Raw genomic sequence first — 18974 nt, 5'->3', positions numbered from 1 at the left:
ATTATTTTTTTAGTTTACTTAAGATTAAAATCTCCAATCTTAATATCTATGTGTACATGCATTTTATAAAAATGCATAGCCCCTCTCTAAAGAAGGGTGTATTGAAGTTACTCTATAGAGAATAAATCAATACATTTTACAAATAAACTTCGATATTTTGCTAAAGTTTTAAACCCTATACAAAACATCGAAGATATCATGATAGTATTTTTATATGTTACAACATTTAAGACATACTTATTTTTCAATAGCATTATAAAAAATACGTGGTGCACTATTCCACACCCATTTTTTTACTTCAGGTGTCATAGTGATAATACTATATGTCTGATAAATAAAAGCATAAGGTCCTTTTTGCATAAAATCACGCTGCAAATCAGCATACATTTGTGCCCGTTTCTGTGGATCTTTTTGAAACAGGGCTTCCCTTACCTTCTTATTCATATCTTCATCAAAATAGCCATGGCACCAACTAGGATAGCCTGTGTTTTTAGCTTCAAATCGATTATCAGGATTATAAACAAGACGTGAAGCCATTGTATAAGGATCTGCAGAATCGTTATTCCATCCCATAAAAATTGTATCAAAGCCCCGTGCATAAAGTTTTGAAAACAACTGCGTTCCTACAAAATGTTCAATCTTAAAGCGCACACCTATTTTTTTTGCATTGTCCTGGATAGACTGAGCAATGGGCAAAGCAAAAGGATAAGGAGATTTTCCTGCTAAAATATTGGCCTGAAAACCATTCGGATAACCTGCTTCCGTTAAAAGCTGCTTGGCTTTTTTTAGATCAAGTTTAAAGGGTTGCCCTTCTTTTTCATTCAAAGCCCCAAGATTACCAATGGGAATAAAGCTTGCCCGTGGAATACCAACATCTTTAAGAAGAGTCTTTCCAATAGTGTCATAATCGATAAGATAGCGCATCGCCAAACGCACCTTTTCATTGGCAAAAATGGGATTTGTCGTATTAAATCCCCACATTATCACAGATGGCGCCAACACTTTTTCAATCTTAATATCTGTTGTTGCTTGAAGATCTGCTATATCCTCTGGCATCACATTACGAGCAACATCGATATCATGTTTTTCTAACAACAAACGTTGTGTGCCAGGCTCTGCAATATGACGAATTAAAATCTGCTTCAATTTTGCTGCCTCTCCCCAATAATTGGAACTTGCACGCAACAAAATTGCTTCTCCAGAACGCCAGCTCACTAATTGATAAGGACCAACACAAGCAGCATGACTTGCCAAATAGCGATTGCCCATATCACCATCTTGTTCGTGTTTCATAATTGTCTCACGATCAAGCAAAGCAGCAACACGAGTAGTAAGAATATGTCCAAGGATTATCTCTGCTGGATAAGGTTTATCAAATTTCATCACTACGGTTTTTTCATCCGGTGCTTGAAGAGTAGAATCAACATTTTGTTCTGTAATTCCATATTCGTTAAATACTGCCGCTGCAGACAACTTCAATTTAACAATCCGCCTCATACCCCAAACAAGATCATGAGCACCAGCAGGCCGACCATCATTAAACTTCAAACCATCGCGCAAATGAAAAGTAATTACCGTACCCCCGCCCTCATTTGAAACATCCCAACTCTTTGCCAAAGAAGGCGCTATTTTAGCTGGATCATCTGTAGCAGAATCGATTAAATTATCACAAATATTGGCAACAATTTCATTGCCATAACGTTCATTGATTTGCGCAGGATCAAAAGTCTCGATTGAATCGAGATTCAAAGCCATCACGAGGGTATCGGCAGGTGTTTTTGCTGCAACTTGTTGCACAAGTATCCCCAAAGCAATAACAGCAGAAACAAAAGAGCTGCTACCCTTCAATATTTTTCTTTTCAAGTTCATAGACTTTTCCTTTTAAAGCTTATTCTATAAATTCCCCATGCAACAACGACAGACAAAAATAATAAGATAAGGCTTAGAAACCACACCTCTTAGAAGTAAAATTCAAAATCTTCAAAAGCAGCAGCTACCTTCCAACCATTCTTTCCCCCTGAACAGGTATAGGCCAAACAAAAATATGCAACAGAAAATGCTCTAATATCCAATGAGTGATATCACGCATGATAACTACCTGTTGATGATACCACAACACCTAAACTCATGGCATATAAGGCAAAAACTTATTCTTTATTTCATCAAACAGAACTTCTTCTTACGATTTTCTAATGAAGTGTCATCAAACCGCCAACTCCCGTTTGTGCAAAAACCTCCTTAACAATTTGATATTTTGATAATCCTAAATAAGTTGTAAACTGCCCACAATAACCACATCTATCCCTTATTCAGAGGGAATTTGAGCTTTCCACAACTCCACACCAAAAAATAACTCAAAATTTGTACCTCGCGATATTTTAAGGCAAAGAGAATATAATCTGAAACATGAGCAGCGTAATAACCTGTCATTTTACCACACATCCGCAGATAATAACCAAAACTTTCTTCAACAATCCAATTAAAAGCTCCCCACTCTTTCAGAAACACTAAACTCTGCTTCCTTTGTTCCGCATGCTTTTTCAACAACAAACTTACTATTTTTTCAATTTACGCAGATTGAAATATCCACTGTTAATACCTATACGAGCACAATTTTACCCAAATGAATAGTCTCTCTAAGAGAAGATGTCTTGAAATTACGCCCTATACACAATATATAAAGCTATTATAGGTTCTTAGACGTAGTACAGAAAATTTTCATCATCATGTAGAACGTCGAGACATTATCAATATTCTCCCACAAATTCTTAGAAACTAAACAATATCCATCAAATTAATGAAAGGAATACTATGAAAAAACCTCGAAAAATGCCAACAGAACACGAACGCGTTTCAGAAACAAGCGCAGATGTTACACCAGTATTACAAGGTGGTGAACTCGAAAAAAAAGTAAGGAAAAACAAAAGAAACATTTTTTCTTTTTGGTGATAACATGATTGTGTTATGCAGTGAAAGCGTAATATACGCGAAAGTGAATTAAAATGAACAAAAGGAAAAAGTTGTCTAATTCTCTTCATGCATTTCTTGGAAGAACATCAGGGCATGTTGCTTTAAAATTGCTCATCCTTTCATTCCTTGTTGGCATCGTGATGAACTTTTTTGGGTGGACTCCTCCAAGTCTCGTGCAAAGAATAATAGAATTTTTTAAATCTCTATGGAAAACAGGATTTATAACTCTTGCAAATTTTTCCCATATGACCATGATGGGTGCCATTATTGTTGTGCCTATTTTTCTTTTTCTACGCATTTTTCATAAAAAATAAACGCCTTCACGTTTCCCTTCTACTAATCTTTTCGAAAAATTAAACGACATAAAAAGCCTGTACTAATAGCCACAATTACCGCTACAATACCATATATAAAACTATGCTTATGCGCTGCATGAAAAATTGTATAAGCAATATGTGCTTTAACGATTTCAAGAGTTGTAGTCGCACTATCAATAAATTCCCCATCGCGGAAAAGATAAGCTCGAGCCTGATAATGTCCGACAGGAATATTTGCCGGCAAACGAAAATGCGCTGTAAATAGTGCACCGGAACCAAAACGGACGCCACCCACTTCCTCATGGTAAAGGTTTTTAGCTTTTTGCAATTTTATAAGTTCATCGCGAAAAATCTGTATTTTCCCCTGATCTTGTTCATCCGTCTGCAACAACAAATAGGGTAATCCTAGTCTCAAACGTTTATAATCTTCAACGCCAGTAATAGCATCAGTCTCACGCGTTGTGACCATAGAATAAAAGAGAGGAACATTTTTAAAAGTGAGAGAATCTGTGTTAACCCAAACTCCAGCATTACGTTTTTTTTCCCGCATAATCATAGATCGAGCTTGTCCTTCCAAGCTCACAACAATATCATAGCGGTTCTGTCGAGAATACAATGGATCAATATTTTCCAAAACACCAGCAATATAAAAATCACGACCATCAAAATGTGCATCAACTGTAATCGTACTCGTTGTTACGATAATTTGGATAGTCTCGTGATTAACTTGATCAAGGAGCGCAGCTTTCGTGCCAACATGCCCCCACGTAGAAGAAGAGACTATATAAAAGCAACCCGCAATAATGCATAAAGAAAATAATCTACCCATTTTTATCTCATCAGAATATCCAGAGAGAAAAGATTATCAGGGCGTACAAATAATTGAAAAGCAAGACGCATACATACAATCAACACCAAAAATGCAAGCGCCATGCGCAATTGTTCAGCCTGTAATTTTCGTCCAGTGCGTGTTCCATATTGTGCACCAATACTTCCGCCAAGCATCAGTAAAAAAGCCAAAACAATATCAACTGACTGATTACTTACACTTTGTAAAACTGTGGTAAAAGAAGAGACAAATGTAATTTGAAAAAGTGAAGTTCCAATCACCACACGAGTTGGGACACGCATAAGATAAATCAATGCTGGTATCATAAAGAATCCCCCACCAATCCCCATAATAGAAGACAATAAACCAACAATAAGACCAATTCCTAAAACTGGAATGATGCTAACATATATCATTGATGTCCGAAAACGCATTTTCAACGGCAAGCGATGGATCCAATTATGTCTACCTGCAAGACGAACATTGACTTTTTGTGCTGTGCGTTGACGCACCATATCACGCCAACTTTCAATAATCATCAGACTTCCTACACTCCCAAGAAGAATCACATAAAGAAGCGAAATCATGAGATCTAATTGCCCTAATTTTTTCAGAACAGAAAAAATCTGAATCCCGATTAGAGAGCCAATCCCTCCTCCAATCACTAAAAAAATACCAAGTTTTATATCAAGAGTACGTCTTCTAAAATGTGTAATCGCCCCAGTTACAGATGATGCAATCATCTGATTAGCCCCTGTTGCAACAGCAATAGCAGGAGGAATATTATAAAAAATCAATAAAGGCGTGATGAGAAAACCACCACCAATTCCAAAAAGGCCTGAAAAAAAACCAGCAACAACTCCCATACCAATCAAGATCAGCATGTTGAGTGACATTTCAGCAATTGGTAAATAAATACTCACTTACAGAACCTTCAAGATAATTTGAATTTTTAGATAATTCGAGAGCTTCTCTTTAATCAACTCCCCTCTTCAATAATCTTTGTTGCACGTTTAAAAGAACAAGTTTAGATGCTACACACGTTTTTGCAAAATTATGAATGTGCAACCTACTACACATCACTTAACCTAACATCATAAAATTAAAAAAATGAACTCCTTTTAAAAAGCCATAAAAGCATAACGTCATCGCTGCCATAAATGCAATGATTAAAAAACAAAGAAGAAATTTTTTAATAGGATAACATAAAAAAAAGGAAATTCCCAGAGACTCCGCTTTCAATGAAGAAGATTGATCATTTTCAATGCAACGACCAGATGCTTGAACAGCAGAGCGCCTTTCTTCTATTACAGAATTCTCCACAAACTCCTCAGCCTCTTTTGAAGAAGACTTCATATCCTCTATTGGTGAAGAGCTTCTATTCCCCTGTTGCAATGTATTTTCAATATTTGTTTGGATTGGAGTTATGCTATTTTGTTCCGAAAAATTTTGTACCTTTTGGAGCGACGCGCATTCTTGGCTTTCCTCACATTTCATATGAGCAAGATGCTGTACAACAGAATCAAACGATTTTGAACGAGACATATACCGTGTTACTGCTGCTTGTTCTAAGCTTTTTTTTTCGCTATGCAAACTCTGAACAAGCGTTTTTATCTGCTCTAAATGCTCAAACAGCTTTTTTTCTTTTTGGCGACGTATATAATACTCTGCCAAAATTGCCCGACTAATATCATCCAAGTAAGATTTAAAACTCTCTTCCACAGAGCTTTGTAATGTCAAATGACGCGGTGAATGCTTCATCTGCATTTGTGCATGAACCAAGCGCAATTTTTTAGCAATATCCGACATCGTCACTTCAGTAGGCGTGCCCACCGTCTCCTTTTGCTCAATAGCAAAAAAAGAGGGTTTTTCATGCTTAATTTGCTCTATAATATGACTCTTCGTATTCAAAAACACTACCCCTCACTGTATTGCAAATGCTACGCCTCATTAATTTTTTGCAAAGAATCGCACAAATGAATGGAAAGTGTGCTCTATTTTAGTAAATAGAGCTTTAAGAATTTCCAAAACATTGCCAAAAATCTTTAAAAGAGTGAACTTTAATTTTCCTGCTTTCAAGATTTAAATTGAAAAGCCTCTCCTCCATTTTTGCTTTTTTTACTTTTTTGCCATTACATAAAAGACCTCTGATATCCGTTACAAAGCAAGCATACGAACCTAAAGAAAGAATACTCTCATAACACACTGATTTTTTACTTTTTGTTCAAACAAAGAAGACAATTATTGAAGTGCAAAAAAAGCCAAATATAGATTGGACACGATGATAAGAGTACAAATAAATGCAAGAAAGCTTATATAATGAGAAAACCAATTATAAGTGAAATTCAGTTCTAAACGATTTGGTTTCTTATGATTATTAGGATAAACTTTTGATCATACAAACAAAGAGGATCATCATGAAAATAATTGTCGCTGTCAAACGTGTTGTTGATTATAACATCAAAATACGCGTCAAACCTGATGGCACAGGCCTTGATCTATCTCACGTAAAGATGTCTATGAACCCTTTTGATGAAATCGCCGTGGAAGAAGCAATTCGCCAGAAAGAATCTGGAAAAATTTCAGAAGTTGTTCTTGTTTCAATTGGACCTGAAGCCGCACAGGAAACCTTACGAACAGGGCTTGCAATGGGTGCCGATCGCGCACTCCTTGTAACAACAGAGCAGACACTTGAACCCCTAGCAATTGCTAAAATTCTCAAGGTCATTGTTCATGATGAAAAACCAGATATAGTCTTTTTAGGAAAACAAGCCATTGATGATGATAGCAACCAAACCGGACAAATGTTAGCAGCGCTTCTTGGTTGGGGGCAAGCAACTTTTGCTTCGCATCTAAACATAGAAAATGGGCACGCGACTGTTATCCGTGAAGTAGATAATGGCACACAAACTCTTTGTCTACCCCTCCCCATCGTGATGACTGCTGATCTACGGTTAAATGAACCACGTTATACTTCTCTGCCCAATATTATGAAGGCAAGAAAGAAGCTCATTGAACAAAAAGCACTTGCCAACCTTGGCGTAGATACAAAAGCACGCTTAACACTCCTTAGCGTTGAAGAGCCCAAAGCCCGTCAATCCGGTGTCAAAGTGGCTAATGTAGCAGAACTAGTCAATGCGCTAAAACAAACAAATCGCATTTAATATTCGATAACAAATAGATCAAAAACAACACTGTATAAAAGGGCAAAAACTTATGGCAATTCTTTTATTGGCCGAACATAATATAGAGGAAACTGCAAAAGCACTCACCGCAGCGCAAGCAATCAGCGATAATATTGATATTTTGGTTTGTGGAACAAAGGTTCAAAAGATTGCCGAAAACAGTTCCAAGCTCGCTGGTATACGGCAAATTCTTGTTGCTGAAGCTGATTATTTAGCACATCAACTCGCTGAACCTATGGCAAATACAATTGTCAAATATGCGAATAATTATGATGTGATCATGGCTGCATCTACCAGTACTGGTAAAAATGTAATGCCACGCGTAGCTGCTCTTCTTGATCTTATGCAAATCTCAGACATTATCGCGGTTATTGCCCCCGATACCTTTAAACGACCAATCTATGCAGGAAATGCACTTGAAACTGTACGCACCACTGATCGCCAAAAAGTTATTACAGTCCGTACAGCCTCTTTCATACCAGCCCCTTTCCAAAATAACACTGCTCCCATTAAAACGATAACACCAGCTCCCAATCCAAACCTTTCTTCTTTCATAAAAGCAGAAACCAACAAAAGTGATCGCCCTGATCTCACCTGCGCACGTGTTATTATATCAGGCGGACGTGGTCTTGGCTCACAAGAGCAATTTATGGCACTCCTTCTCCCCCTTGCAAACAAACTAAAAGCTGCTTTAGGTGCTAGCCGCGCAGCAGTGGACGCAGGCTATGCTCCTAATGACTGGCAAATTGGACAAACAGGCAAAGTTGTTGCTCCAGAACTCTATATTGCTGTCGGTATTTCCGGTGCAATCCAACATTTAGCCGGCATAATGGATGCGCAAGTTATTGTAGCTATTAACAAAGATGCTGAAGCCCCTATCATGCAAATTGCTGATTACGCCCTCATAGGCGATCTTCATCAAATTATTCCTGAGTTGGAGAAAGCTTTATAAGCCATGAATGCATCTGTGCATCACCAACGTGAAACTATGGAATTTGACATAGTAATTATCGGAGCTGGACCTGCAGGACTTTCTGCCGCAATTCGTCTCAAACAGATTAATCCCGAACTTTCTGTCACAATCGTTGAAAAAGGCACTGAAGTTGGTGCACATATCCTGTCTGGAGCAGTTGTTGACCCTATCGGCATTGATACACTCTTGCCAGAATGGAGAAATGAAAACGATCATCCTTTCAAAACACCTGTCACCAGTGATCAGTTTTTTCTTCTAAAGCCCAAAAACGCCACAGTATTTCCCAATATTTTGCGCCCAAAAATCTTATCAAATGATGGATGCTATATCGTTTCGCTCGGAAATGTTTGCCGTTGGTTAAGCAAAAAAGCCGAAGCGCTCGGCGTCGAAATCTATCCTGGTTTTGCCATAACAGAAATCATTCAAAACGATAATGGAGCTATCATTGGTGTTCTCACAGGTGATATGGGGCTTGAAAAGAATGGGACCCCTGGGAAAAATTACATGCCAGGTATGGCCTTACTAGCAAAATATACCCTAGTCGCAGAAGGCGCGCGTGGCTCCATTGCAAAACAACTAATACAGAAATTTGATCTTAGTAAAAACCGTGAACCACAAAAGTTTGGTCTCGGTCTCAAAGAACTTTGGGAAGTTGATCCACAAAAACACAAACTTGGTTTAGTTCAACATTTTACCGGTTGGCCCTTAGACAATCGTACCGGTGGTGGCGGTTTTCTTTATCACCAAGAAAACAACTTAGTTTCTGCCGGTTTTGTTGTGCACTTAGATTATAAAAATCCTTATATTTCTCCCTTCGAAGAGTTTCAACGTTTTAAAACACACCCTCAACTTTATGAAATTTTCAAAGGTGCAAAGCGCCTTTCTTATGGTGCACGCGTCATCAGCGAAGGCGGTTGGCAATCTGTACCAAAACTTACCTTTCCCGGTGGAGCGCTTATTGGCTGTTCTGCTGGTTTTGTCAATGTCCCCCGTATCAAAGGATCTCACAATGCCATCCTATCTGGTATATTAGCAGCCGATAAAATCGCTACCGCTCTTGCTCAAGGCCGCGCCCATGATGAAGTCAAAGAAATCGAAGAACATTGGCGAAAAGGTCCCATTGGAAAAGATCTTTATAAAGTACGCAACGCGAAACCACTCTGGGAAAAATTCGGCACAAAATACGGAATTAAGCTTGCCGGCTTTGATCTGTGGTGGCAACAATTATTTGGATTTTCCTTATTTAAAACACTCTCTCACACAAAAGCAGATTATGAATGTCTCGAACCAGCAGAAAAATTTCAACCCATTGCTTATCCAAAACCAGATGGTATTGTAACCTTTGATCGTCTTTCTAGTGTCGCACTTTCTCATACACATCATGAAGAAAACCAACCTTGCCATTTAAAAGTAGCCTCATTAAAAAAACAAAAAAACTCCGAATATGCAATCTATGGAGGGCCCTCGACACGCTATTGCCCCGCAGCTGTCTACGAATGGCTAGACCATAATGATCAAGAAACTTATGTTATCAATGCTTCAAACTGCATACATTGTAAAACCTGCGATATCAAAGACCCAAACCAAAATATCAATTGGACCTGTCCGCAAGGCAATGAGGGACCACTTTATCTCAATATGTAATCATTGTTCATTCTACTAAAATAAAAATCCTATCCGATACTTTTAAGGCACGAGTTTTTGCACAATGTAGAATGTGTTCTATCACTACTCCCACAATCAAAAACTCTCTTACTACCGCATCATTTTTTTCATCAGAAATATCTATAACATAACGGTTATTTAAAATTTTTTATCTATCAATGACAAAACAAAGACTAATATAGTGGGAACATTCTGCTCGTAAAGACGCAACCCATTGTGCATCTTCATCATCTTCTTTAATTCAGTTCTCCGACCTTCAAAAACATCCACAGCAATATCTTTTAAAGAATGAAGATTGCACAACACCACACGCTTTTGCTTTTCTCTTTTCTTTACTGGATTCACGTCCCTCGTAATGAACAACACACCATTTTACGCTACGCATTCACGCAACTGTTTCAAAGAGATGTTTCTCATAACTCCCAAAACCTATTTTCACCCTCCTCCATGAACAGTATAATATAAGATCCATCAGGCACTATCATCTTTGCGTTTATGAAAGCACAAACAGGCATCACCATTCTATTTGCCAGCACAAAATGTTGCACCTACTCCTGTATAAAATTTGTTTATAAAGGAGCATATTTACTCCCTTCTTAAATGATCTGTACCCATATGTTGATCCTCTCTATAACATATAAAAACAAACGTTTTTTTGGTTCATGAAAAGAGAAATTAAAAGAAGAGAAGCGTGCTGTATTCAGTGTTCTCATTCAAGTTACGAACGATAAATTATCTTTATAAATTAACTTATCACTGTAGAAAAATTCTGAATATCAATCTGTTTTGGTTTTAAAATATGTATATGTTCACATAAATCTAAACGAGCACACCAATACCACTCTCATTAAGACCAGAAAGAACATATTAATCCAGCATTTTAATGTGTAAACGGAACGTTTATTTTTTGCAAAGTGGTCTCAAGAGCCGTTATTAAAGCACTCCTTCCCCCTTGACGAGAAAAACAGTTTGACAACAGCTCGTTTGTTCCCCCCTTCGTTGAAAACTCTTTCTCAAGCAGAGAAAAATCAAGAAGTTTTGAACAATCGGCTGCTATAGTTTTGCGCATTTCATCCGTAAGATTTCCAAACATCATGGCAAGAAAATCTGCTGATTGTTGTTTTTCCAACCCCTGTGTCACAAACCATTGGTGTGCTGTTTCTATAAAATTAAAATAAACCCCCATGAGTGAACCTGCTGTCATAAAAAGATTAAACTGCTCTTCTGCATCCAACACCAATGTTCCTCCCAACGCATCAAACAAAATACGCAAAAATGGATGATCAGGATAAATGGGCGTCAAATTTTTACATTCTGCCACAAAAGGAAGCGGAACAGCACGATAAACCTTATGGTTGATCCACTCTTCAACTTCTGCTGCTTTTGCCATGGCAAGCACGGAAATGACAAGCTGTTCTGGATGAAAACGAAGAGAACGCAAAACTTCTTCTGCAATTTGGTTGGGCAAACAAAGAAAAACACAATCACTAAAATCCAGCAATGCTTGATTGTTTTCAGCAATAATAACCTTATCATAATTGTGTGAAAGGCGCTCTGCACTTTGTGCATTGCGGGGAGAAACAATAATGGAAGAAACGTCAAAAGCGCTCATCATTAAACCCTCAATCATTGAGGTACTGATTTTACCCGTTCCCAAAAAGCCAATTTTCATTTCTTTTCCTTATCCTCATAATTTTAAAGAGAACTCAACCAGCGCTTCACGCATTTTAACTAACGTAAATACTAATTGAGGAAGCAACACACAACATAGCAAGAATAATCAATCCCAAATAAACTTTGGGCTTATCAAAAATAACTGCAAAAGCAGAAAACCAACCAACGACAGCAGCTGCTAATGCAAATAAAAAACCTGGCTTATTCATGAGTGCAATATGCATTGCCATGAGACCACCAATAATAAGTGCTCCAAAAACAATCAACAAACCCGTTGCAAACTTTTCATAATCATCCATTATTTCACTCCTCATAGTGCTCAAACTGTTAAGCACTTTTTTATCCCATGTGCTCATAAAAACGAAATATTTTCCATCTACCATGGTTAAAATGATATAAAAACTCTTATTTACCAGACGTAAAAAATGCTGGAATATGCTGCGGCCAACACCACGGTAAAATTGCAATCAAGTCAAAGCGTAAACATAAAAGAGCACGATCTTTTTGTCGTGCTAACCAAATATCAGCTGCTGCCTCAATGCGCCTCTCATTCACCCGAGAAACCGCCGCCATTGCTTCAGCCAATGTTGAACGCGCTTTTACCTCAACGATTAAAACAAGATTTCCACGCCGCGCAATTAAATCAATTTCACCGCACTTTGTTTTAAAACGAATTTCAGCAATGTGAAACCCTTTAAAACGTAACCACCAAGCAGCCCATTTTTCTGCACGAACACCCCTATAAAAAGACTTTTTCCTACGTTCTTTTTGTATGCTTTTCCTCATCATTTTACACATCTTTTAAAAAATTCAACCGCTGAAAAAGTTCCTGCTTTTTTAAGCCAGTTTTCTTTGCCGCCAAAGCAGCCGCTTGAGCCGCAGAATGTGTGCACGCCAATTCTAATAACATCTCATCAATTTCTTGATCACTCATCACTTCCAAGGAGGCAAGTGCTTCCCCAACAAGCACAACAATTTCCCCACGAATATGCGCTTGCTTACTGTAATTTTCTAACAAATTTCCTAAATGAGAAACATCTACTGTTTCAAACTTTTTTGTTAATTCACGACAAATTGCGGCAGGACGATCAGCCGAAAAAAAAGAGACCATATCCCGTAAAGTCTCGACAAGACGATGGGGTGATTCATAAAAAACCAACGTCGCGGGAATAGCTCTTAATTGCTCCAACCGCTTTTGACGCTGTACCTTTCGCGCACTCAAAAAACCAGCAAAGAAAAAACTATCTGTAGGAAGCCCCGTTGCAACAAGAGCAGCTAAAAGTGCTGATGCCCCAGGAATTGGAACGATTTTGTGACCAGCTTTGCGTGCTTCTTCTACCAATCGAAATCCAGGATCAGAAATAAGCGGTGTCCCAGCATCTGAGACAAGCGCTACAGTTTTATTTTCTGCTAAAGCTGCTAATAACTTCACCCCTGCTTTCTGCGCATTATGTTCATGATAAACAAATGGTTTTTTCTGAATACCATAGCGTTCTAACAAAACACGGGTCACCCGCGTATCCTCACACGCTAAAATATCAACACCTGCAAGTATTTGCAAAGCACGAAGAGTGATATCTGCAAGATTTCCGATAGGCGTTGCCACAAGATAAAGCCCTGGTTCTATGACGGGTGCACAATAAGCATGAGCACCTATAAAATATGTTTTTTTCACACATACCTTTCTTTCATAATCAAATATCCCCTCTTCACAAGCTCTAAACAAAAACTTTTATCTGTAATCATCAATGATTTCTTTCTGCAAAATTTTCTTTGCCACTGCCAAAAGATCACTCACTCGAATAATTGCTCGTAACACAACAAGATAGCTTGTACCATCATCCATGCTTTTTTGATATCATACCCCCTTTTTGTTCATTATTATCCCCTTCAATAGAATGAACTCCCAGCGTTACCAATAACCACATCAGTCCCAATAATTTTCCGCAAAACCTTTACTCAAGAACCGAAGAAATAATTCTACTCATTCCCACATTGCGAGCTTATTCAATCTTTTTTAAGAGTTAAATTCTCCCGATAACCTCTATAACCGGCATTTTTAAAATCAGCCTCATTTATCGATGTTCAAATCTTTACCCCAAGTAAAAATGAATCACTTACTAGCAACAGCAACAACTGTATGTATCATTTTTAGATAACATGAACTATCCGTACCGCAACATCTCATTTTGCAACGCTATGATCAATATTCAACAACTTCGTATAAAAAAACCGTGTTTTTCGCACTCAAATGAGATCTTTCATCCCATTAGCAAAAAAACAACTGACAGCTTTTTTATAAAAACAAAATTATCGCTCACCGTATGATTAGTTTTTTGCCCATTTCACATCTAAAAGATCTAACCCAAAAATGAGACATTCATGGAATGCAATTCCCATAAAAACAGCTATTTATGTTTTTTAATATTGTGTCCTAGAAAACTCTCTAAGAAAAACGTAAATCTAACAAAATTTGTCTTTCACTTGATCAACAATCGCACGATAAAGTTTGGCATGCTCCTCATCAGGCTTAGCGATAAAGATAGGTACACCGCCATCTGAGGAAGACCGCAAAGCCGCATCAAGTGGCACTTCTGCTAAGAAAGGTACCCCTCGGCGTTCTGCTTCTGCACGCGTGCCACCATAACCAAAAATATCGTAGCGTTTTCGCGTATCAGGAGCAATAAAATAACTCATATTTTCAATGAGTCCTAAAATAGGAACATCGACTTTCATAAACATTTCTATCGCTTTACGTGCATCAACCAAGGCAAGCTCCTGTGGAGTAGAAACAACCAACGCACCCGTTAACTGCACTTGTTGAGCAAGTGTCAATTGTGCATCCCCTGTACCTGGTGGCATATCCACCACCAAAACATCAAGAGGTTCCCATAAAACATCTCTGAGCAATTGCGTCACAGCCGCCATTACCATAGGGCCACGCCATACCACTGGTTTTTCTTCCTCAACCAAAAAACCCATCGACATCAATTTAAGTCCGAATTTTTCAAGAGGTTGAAGTTTTTTCTCGCCAATAAGCTGTGGTTTTTGGTTAACAAGTCCTGTCAAACGTGGCAAAGATGGACCATAAATATCCGCATCCATCAAACCTGTTTTGAAACCAGAATCCTGTAAAGCTAAAGCAATATTTATCGCCATTGTAGATTTGCCAACCCCTCCCTTTCCAGAAGCAACCGCAATCACATGGCGCACACCTTCTATCGGCGTTTTTACAGGCAATACCTTTGCTCTACGTTTTGACGCAAGAAAATGTGAAGATACCTTCGATTTTTTTTCTGCCGTAAGTGTAACAACAACAGATTCAACCCCATCCAAAGCACATACCACTTCTTCAGCAACACGGCGCAGCGATTCCCATTCTTGCACACGTCCATCTGGAACTGTAATGGAAAAGAAAACCTTACCATGAGCAACCAATATTTCTGAAACAAGCCCCAATGATACAATATCGCTTTCAAAATCCGGTCCTTTGACTTTATGTAACGCACTGCGGATAACCTCGCTTGTAATAGGATTCATGCTCTTTCCTCTCTATAGAAATGCCAGAAAATATAGCAATAATGACCAAAAACACTTCAACTTAACCACCTGAAGTTTTCCACTTTATAAGGATTATAAAATGTAAATATATTACACTTTATCTCTATAAAACAGGAAACCAGTCTCAATAAAAACCTCGAGCATAAAATCTAGTACAAAATCCTATCAAACATGTTTCATGCAAACACTTTACGAATGTTTCTATAAAAGCCTTTAAGAGGCAAAACTGAACACACTTTTTATGTTAAAAAATACACTTTGCTACAATCATAAAATAACAAGCGACGATTCTTTATTTACTCCTTTAACGTCTTGAGTATTCACTTGTATTATAAAAGAGATAACTGTAAACTGGGCTATTACCAATTATTATTTTTCTTAAATTTTAGAATGTTACGAATAAAATACACATCTACCGTAGAGTTTTTTGTGTTTTAATAAAGATAGAAAAATAATCTAAGATTGACTTTTTTTATATTTTTCCTTATGTGTAAGCAGCTATATGATAAGGTGAGATTGTTCATCTAGCGCATAATTGCCCATAAAATTAAGAAGGGCCGCACTCCGCGGTATTTAAATAAATGAAACGTACTTACCAACCCTCTAAACTTGTCCGTAAACGCCGCCATGGGTTTCGTGCACGTATGGCAACAGCTGGTGGCCGTAAAGTTATCGCCGCAAGGCGTGCGCGTGGGCGTAAGCGGTTATCTGCTTAATCATTTATAAATTTTCACAGCAATTGAATATTACTTATTCTTTTTTGTTGTGAAGCTTTCGTTGTAAACCTTTAGTGCCTGCTTTTGCAGGCATTTAGCAAAATTGCAAAACGCTCTTTATGAAGAAAAAACACCCCTGCCGTATTCGCAAAAGATCGGATTTTTTGGCTGTACGCACAGGAGAAAAACGACGCGGTCCTTTATTTTTGCTCGAAGTTAAATCCCATGAGCAAACAGCAGAAATAAAATCTCCGCTTGTTGCGCGCGTAGGTTTCACGGTTACACGTAGAAACGGCAATGCTGTCAAACGCAATCGTATCAAAAGACGTCTACGCGAAGCAGTAAGGGTTGGTTTAACAGAAAACATGGAGGCAGGAACAGATTATGTCATTGTGGCGCGTCCTGATGTGCTTCATGCACCTTTTGCATCTTTGATCAATGAATTAAACCGACGGATAAAACCAAAAACAAAACATCAAAAACGGCAACAGGGGTGTACGAATGGAATATAACCGCAATTTCTTTATCGCCATTGGGTTGTCTTTTGGTGTGCTTATCGCATGGCAATTTCTTCATGTTGTTCCCAAACAGGCTGAATTAGAAAAACAACAAATCATCGCACAGCACTTGTCAAAACAACAGTCAGCACTTTCTACTCCTACTCCAAATTTTTCTGACGCAGCACAAACGCACGGAGCAGCATCTGTAATTGATCACAAAATGACTCCTGAAGTCCGGAATGCTGTATTAGCCAAAACAAATCGTATTGCCATAAAAACCAGTGAACTTGAAGGTTCTATTAATCTTGTTGGTGCACAGTTTGATGATCTTCTCCTCAAAAAATATCGCCTGACAGTAGAGAAGAAATCACCGGAAATTGCTTTGTTGAACCCAAAGGGATTCACAACGACCTACCTTGCTGAATTTGGTTTTACCAGTCCGTCTTTGTCAAAAGAAGCCTTGCCACAATCTGATACACAATGGCAAATAGAGGGAAACAATACAACACTGACCCCTTCAACACCGGTCACTTTAATTTATAATAACGGACAAGGACAAATTTTCCGCCGTATTCTTTCTGTTGATGATCACTACATGTTTACCATTGAGGATTCTATCAGCAATGAAGGGGATAAACCGATATATCTCTCGTCCTATGCTCGCGTTGCACGCGCAGCTCCACCAGAACATACAAATGCAACCTACCTGCTTCATGAAGGCATGATAGGCATTGCAGGTGATTCACTTAAAACTGAGAAATACAAAAACTTAGCGGAGCTTGATCCAAATCCTGATAATGGCCAAAAAAGCATAGCTTTCTCCAAAGTAACAGGAGGTTGGATTGGTATTACCGATAAATATTGGGCTGTAGCGGTCATTCCCCCACAAGATAAAGAATATACAAGCCGCTTTATTTATTTTGATCGCTTGCAAACACATTATCAGTCTGACTTGCTAGGATCGCTTTTAACTATTGCTCCAAATGAAACAAAAACCGTTACAAATCACCTTTTTGCTGGTGCAAAACAAGTTGAAATCATTAATCACTATCAAAATGACTTGAAAATTAAAAAATTTGCTCTTTTAATCGATTGGGGCTGGTTTGATTTCATCACCAAACCAATGTTTTCTCTTATTGACCTTCTTTATAAGCAAACAGGCAATTTTGGTATTGCCATTCTTCTTGTCACGGTGCTCTTAAAAACGCTTCTCTTCCCGCTAGCAAATAAGTCCTATAAATCTATGGCGCGCATGAAGCTTATACAACCGATGTTGTTAGAAATAAAAGAAAAATATCCAGATGACAGAACCAAACAACAACAAGCAATTATAGAACTATATAAAAACCAAAAAATCAATCCTCTTGCAGGCTGTTGGCCGATGTTGGTTCAATTTCCAATATTTTTTGCTCTTTATAAAGTTCTCTATATCACCATCGAAATGCGGCATGCACCTTTCTTTGGTTGGATTCAAGATTTAGCAGCACCCGATCCAACTTCCCTTTTTAATCTATTTGGCCTTTTACCGTACACAACTCCAACGTTTCTTATGCTTGGTGCATGGCCTTTGATTATGGGAATAACGATGTTTTTACAAATGCGTATGAACCCAGCCCCTCAAGACCAAACACAAGCTATGATCTTTGCGTGGATGCCAATCATCTTTACTTTTATGCTTGCTTCCTTCCCTGTTGGTCTTGTCATCTACTGGGCATGGAACAATATATTATCAATGATTCAGCAAGGCATCATGATGAAACGTCAAGGAGCTAAAATTGAGCTTTTTGATAATCTTAAAGCCTTGTGGCGAAAATCACCCAAAAAAGAAGTGCATGAATGACAAAGTGTTCGTCTCTTTTTGGAATTTTTTCTCGCAAGTGGGTTTTTATTCGTGGTGTACCTGCATTACGCTTTCTTCCACCAGAAGGACCACCAGAAATCGCATTTGCGGGACGTTCCAATGTTGGGAAATCATCTTTAATCAACGCACTCGTCCAACAAAAAAGCTTGGCGCGTACCTCAAATACACCAGGGCGAACTCAAGAACTTAATTACTTTGTCCCCGATGGCTTCAGTGGACAACTAGGAGATCTCCCCCCTATAGCGCTCGTAGATATGCCAGGTTATGGTTTTGCCGAAGCTCCTAAAAATCTGGTTGATGCGTGGACAGAGTTGATTTTTAACTATTTGCGGGGACGCACAACACTAAAACGTGTTTATGTCTTGATTGATTCACGTCATGGAATCAAAAAAAATGATGCAGATGTTCTAGATCTTCTTGATAAAGCAGCCGTCTCTTATCAAATTGTTTTAACGAAAAGTGATAAAATAAAATCGAACGTCCTTGAAAAATTAATAATAACCACAAAAACAAAGCTGCTCAAACATCCAGCAGCATATCCTGAAATTCTTGTGACATCTTCAGAAAAAGCATTAGGTTTGGAAGAATTGCGTGCTGCCATTTTACAAGCAATCACAGCATAGAACATATTCCTTTTATTAGAAGTTTATTAAACATAATTGTGAGCTTTTACTAATAATCTTGTACTTCTAGTAAAGCACCTTTATAAAAATTCTTATTACT

The 18974-nt window shown here is 38.2% G+C and carries 18 protein-coding genes; 9 read left to right on the top strand and 9 right to left on the bottom strand.

Annotated elements, in window-relative coordinates:
- Nucleotides 1–237: 237 nt before the first annotated feature.
- Nucleotides 238–1869 carry an ABC transporter substrate-binding protein gene (locus LBE40_RS01220; RefSeq protein ID WP_004859684.1) on the bottom strand — a complete coding sequence of 544 codons (1632 nt, stop codon included), beginning with the start codon at nt 1867–1869 and terminating at the stop codon, nt 238–240.
- Between the two features lie 942 nt (nt 1870–2811).
- On the opposite strand from LBE40_RS01220, the gene LBE40_RS01215 reads away from it, so the two are divergent.
- Together LBE40_RS01215 and LBE40_RS01210 are read left to right on the top strand one after the other, a co-directional pair.
- Nucleotides 2812–2949, top strand: coding sequence for a hypothetical protein (locus LBE40_RS01215; protein WP_004859688.1), 138 nt, complete (start codon nt 2812–2814; stop codon nt 2947–2949).
- Nucleotides 2950–3002: 53 nt separating this feature from the next.
- Nucleotides 3003–3284 carry a DUF6460 domain-containing protein gene (locus tag LBE40_RS01210; RefSeq protein ID WP_040296935.1) on the top strand — a complete coding sequence of 94 codons (282 nt, stop codon included), beginning with the start codon at nt 3003–3005 and terminating at the stop codon, nt 3282–3284.
- Between the two features lie 22 nt (nt 3285–3306).
- On the opposite strand, the gene LBE40_RS01205 is transcribed toward LBE40_RS01210, so the two are convergent.
- From LBE40_RS01205 to LBE40_RS01195, 3 genes are all read right to left on the bottom strand, one after another.
- Complete coding sequence (locus LBE40_RS01205; protein WP_004859691.1) at nt 3307–4116, bottom strand: TIGR02186 family protein; 810 nt, start codon at nt 4114–4116, stop codon at nt 3307–3309.
- A 2-nt stretch (nt 4117–4118) separates the two neighbouring features.
- Complete coding sequence (locus LBE40_RS01200) at nt 4119–5039, bottom strand: sulfite exporter TauE/SafE family protein (protein ID WP_004859693.1); 921 nt, start codon at nt 5037–5039, stop codon at nt 4119–4121.
- A 160-nt stretch (nt 5040–5199) separates the two neighbouring features.
- Nucleotides 5200–6027 (bottom strand): hypothetical protein, encoded by an 828-nt coding sequence (locus tag LBE40_RS01195; RefSeq protein WP_040296936.1) that lies wholly within the window; start codon nt 6025–6027, stop codon nt 5200–5202.
- 506 nt (nt 6028–6533) lie between these two features.
- On the opposite strand from LBE40_RS01195, the gene LBE40_RS01190 reads away from it, so the two are divergent.
- From LBE40_RS01190 to LBE40_RS01180, 3 genes are read left to right on the top strand one after another with little or no spacing between them, the layout of a single operon-like run.
- Nucleotides 6534–7280 carry an electron transfer flavoprotein subunit beta/FixA family protein gene (locus LBE40_RS01190; RefSeq protein ID WP_004859697.1) on the top strand — a complete coding sequence of 249 codons (747 nt, stop codon included), beginning with the start codon at nt 6534–6536 and terminating at the stop codon, nt 7278–7280.
- Between the two features lie 52 nt (nt 7281–7332).
- Nucleotides 7333–8253, top strand: a complete 921-nt coding sequence (locus LBE40_RS01185; RefSeq protein WP_004859699.1) for an electron transfer flavoprotein subunit alpha/FixB family protein — start codon at nt 7333–7335, stop codon at nt 8251–8253.
- A 3-nt stretch (nt 8254–8256) separates the two neighbouring features.
- Nucleotides 8257–9918 carry an electron transfer flavoprotein-ubiquinone oxidoreductase gene (locus tag LBE40_RS01180; RefSeq protein ID WP_004859701.1) on the top strand — a complete coding sequence of 554 codons (1662 nt, stop codon included), beginning with the start codon at nt 8257–8259 and terminating at the stop codon, nt 9916–9918.
- A 901-nt stretch (nt 9919–10819) separates the two neighbouring features.
- Here LBE40_RS01180 and LBE40_RS01175 read toward each other — a convergent pair.
- From LBE40_RS01175 to LBE40_RS01155, 5 genes are all read right to left on the bottom strand, one after another.
- A complete protein-coding gene (locus LBE40_RS01175; protein ID WP_004859704.1) occupies nt 10820–11611 on the bottom strand; it encodes a pyrroline-5-carboxylate reductase in 792 nt (263 codons plus the stop codon).
- 55 nt (nt 11612–11666) lie between these two features.
- Nucleotides 11667–11912 (bottom strand): hypothetical protein, encoded by a 246-nt coding sequence (locus LBE40_RS01170; RefSeq protein WP_004859707.1) that lies wholly within the window; start codon nt 11910–11912, stop codon nt 11667–11669.
- Nucleotides 11913–12018: 106 nt separating this feature from the next.
- On the bottom strand, nt 12019–12387 hold the full coding sequence (locus LBE40_RS01165; RefSeq protein WP_196792894.1) for a YraN family protein: 369 nt from the start codon (nt 12385–12387) through the stop codon (nt 12019–12021).
- Nucleotides 12388–12403: 16 nt separating this feature from the next.
- Nucleotides 12404–13288 (bottom strand): 16S rRNA (cytidine(1402)-2'-O)-methyltransferase, encoded by an 885-nt coding sequence (rsmI, locus tag LBE40_RS01160; protein ID WP_004859712.1) that lies wholly within the window; start codon nt 13286–13288, stop codon nt 12404–12406.
- Nucleotides 13289–14076: 788 nt separating this feature from the next.
- A complete protein-coding gene (locus LBE40_RS01155; protein WP_252615214.1) occupies nt 14077–15153 on the bottom strand; it encodes an Mrp/NBP35 family ATP-binding protein in 1077 nt (358 codons plus the stop codon).
- Between the two features lie 602 nt (nt 15154–15755).
- On the opposite strand from LBE40_RS01155, the gene rpmH reads away from it, so the two are divergent.
- From rpmH to yihA, 4 genes are all read left to right on the top strand, one after another.
- On the top strand, nt 15756–15890 hold the full coding sequence (gene rpmH, locus LBE40_RS01150) for a 50S ribosomal protein L34 (protein ID WP_005864709.1): 135 nt from the start codon (nt 15756–15758) through the stop codon (nt 15888–15890).
- Between the two features lie 119 nt (nt 15891–16009).
- On the top strand, nt 16010–16402 hold the full coding sequence (gene rnpA, locus LBE40_RS01145) for a ribonuclease P protein component (protein WP_004859717.1): 393 nt from the start codon (nt 16010–16012) through the stop codon (nt 16400–16402).
- Nucleotides 16392–18230 (top strand): membrane protein insertase YidC, encoded by a 1839-nt coding sequence (gene yidC / locus LBE40_RS01140; protein ID WP_004859719.1) that lies wholly within the window; start codon nt 16392–16394, stop codon nt 18228–18230. Before rnpA ends, yidC begins: the two co-directional genes overlap by 11 nt.
- The gene (yihA, locus tag LBE40_RS01135) at nt 18227–18874 is read left to right on the top strand and encodes a ribosome biogenesis GTP-binding protein YihA/YsxC (RefSeq protein ID WP_004859722.1); all 648 of its coding nucleotides are present in this window, start codon (nt 18227–18229) and stop codon (nt 18872–18874) included. The genes yidC and yihA overlap by 4 nt, the downstream gene beginning before the upstream one ends.
- Nucleotides 18875–18974: the final 100 nt, after the last annotated feature.

Source organism: Bartonella taylorii (assembly GCF_023920105.1).
Lineage (GTDB): Bacteria > Pseudomonadota > Alphaproteobacteria > Rhizobiales > Rhizobiaceae > Bartonella > Bartonella taylorii.
This window is presented reverse-complemented; position numbering and strand designations above follow the sequence as displayed.

Excerpts from the sequence above, each read along its gene's own strand:
- LBE40_RS01220 (WP_004859684.1), bottom strand. The coding sequence starts at position 1,869 with ATGAACTTGAAAAGAAAAATATTGAAGGGTAGCAGCTCTTTTGTTTCT.
- LBE40_RS01215 (WP_004859688.1), top strand. The coding sequence starts at position 2,812 with ATGAAAAAACCTCGAAAAATGCCAACAGAACACGAACGCGTTTCAGAA.
- LBE40_RS01210 (WP_040296935.1), top strand. The coding sequence starts at position 3,003 with ATGAACAAAAGGAAAAAGTTGTCTAATTCTCTTCATGCATTTCTTGGA.
- LBE40_RS01205 (WP_004859691.1), bottom strand. The coding sequence starts at position 4,116 with ATGGGTAGATTATTTTCTTTATGCATTATTGCGGGTTGCTTTTATATA.
- LBE40_RS01190 (WP_004859697.1), top strand. The coding sequence starts at position 6,534 with ATGAAAATAATTGTCGCTGTCAAACGTGTTGTTGATTATAACATCAAA.
- LBE40_RS01185 (WP_004859699.1), top strand. The coding sequence starts at position 7,333 with ATGGCAATTCTTTTATTGGCCGAACATAATATAGAGGAAACTGCAAAA.
- LBE40_RS01180 (WP_004859701.1), top strand. The coding sequence starts at position 8,257 with ATGAATGCATCTGTGCATCACCAACGTGAAACTATGGAATTTGACATA.
- LBE40_RS01175 (WP_004859704.1), bottom strand. The coding sequence starts at position 11,611 with ATGAAAATTGGCTTTTTGGGAACGGGTAAAATCAGTACCTCAATGATT.
- LBE40_RS01170 (WP_004859707.1), bottom strand. The coding sequence starts at position 11,912 with ATGGATGATTATGAAAAGTTTGCAACGGGTTTGTTGATTGTTTTTGGA.
- LBE40_RS01155 (WP_252615214.1), bottom strand. The coding sequence starts at position 15,153 with ATGAATCCTATTACAAGCGAGGTTATCCGCAGTGCGTTACATAAAGTC.
- rpmH (WP_005864709.1), top strand. The coding sequence starts at position 15,756 with ATGAAACGTACTTACCAACCCTCTAAACTTGTCCGTAAACGCCGCCAT.
- rnpA (WP_004859717.1), top strand. The coding sequence starts at position 16,010 with ATGAAGAAAAAACACCCCTGCCGTATTCGCAAAAGATCGGATTTTTTG.
- yidC (WP_004859719.1), top strand. The coding sequence starts at position 16,392 with ATGGAATATAACCGCAATTTCTTTATCGCCATTGGGTTGTCTTTTGGT.
- yihA (WP_004859722.1), top strand. The coding sequence starts at position 18,227 with ATGACAAAGTGTTCGTCTCTTTTTGGAATTTTTTCTCGCAAGTGGGTT.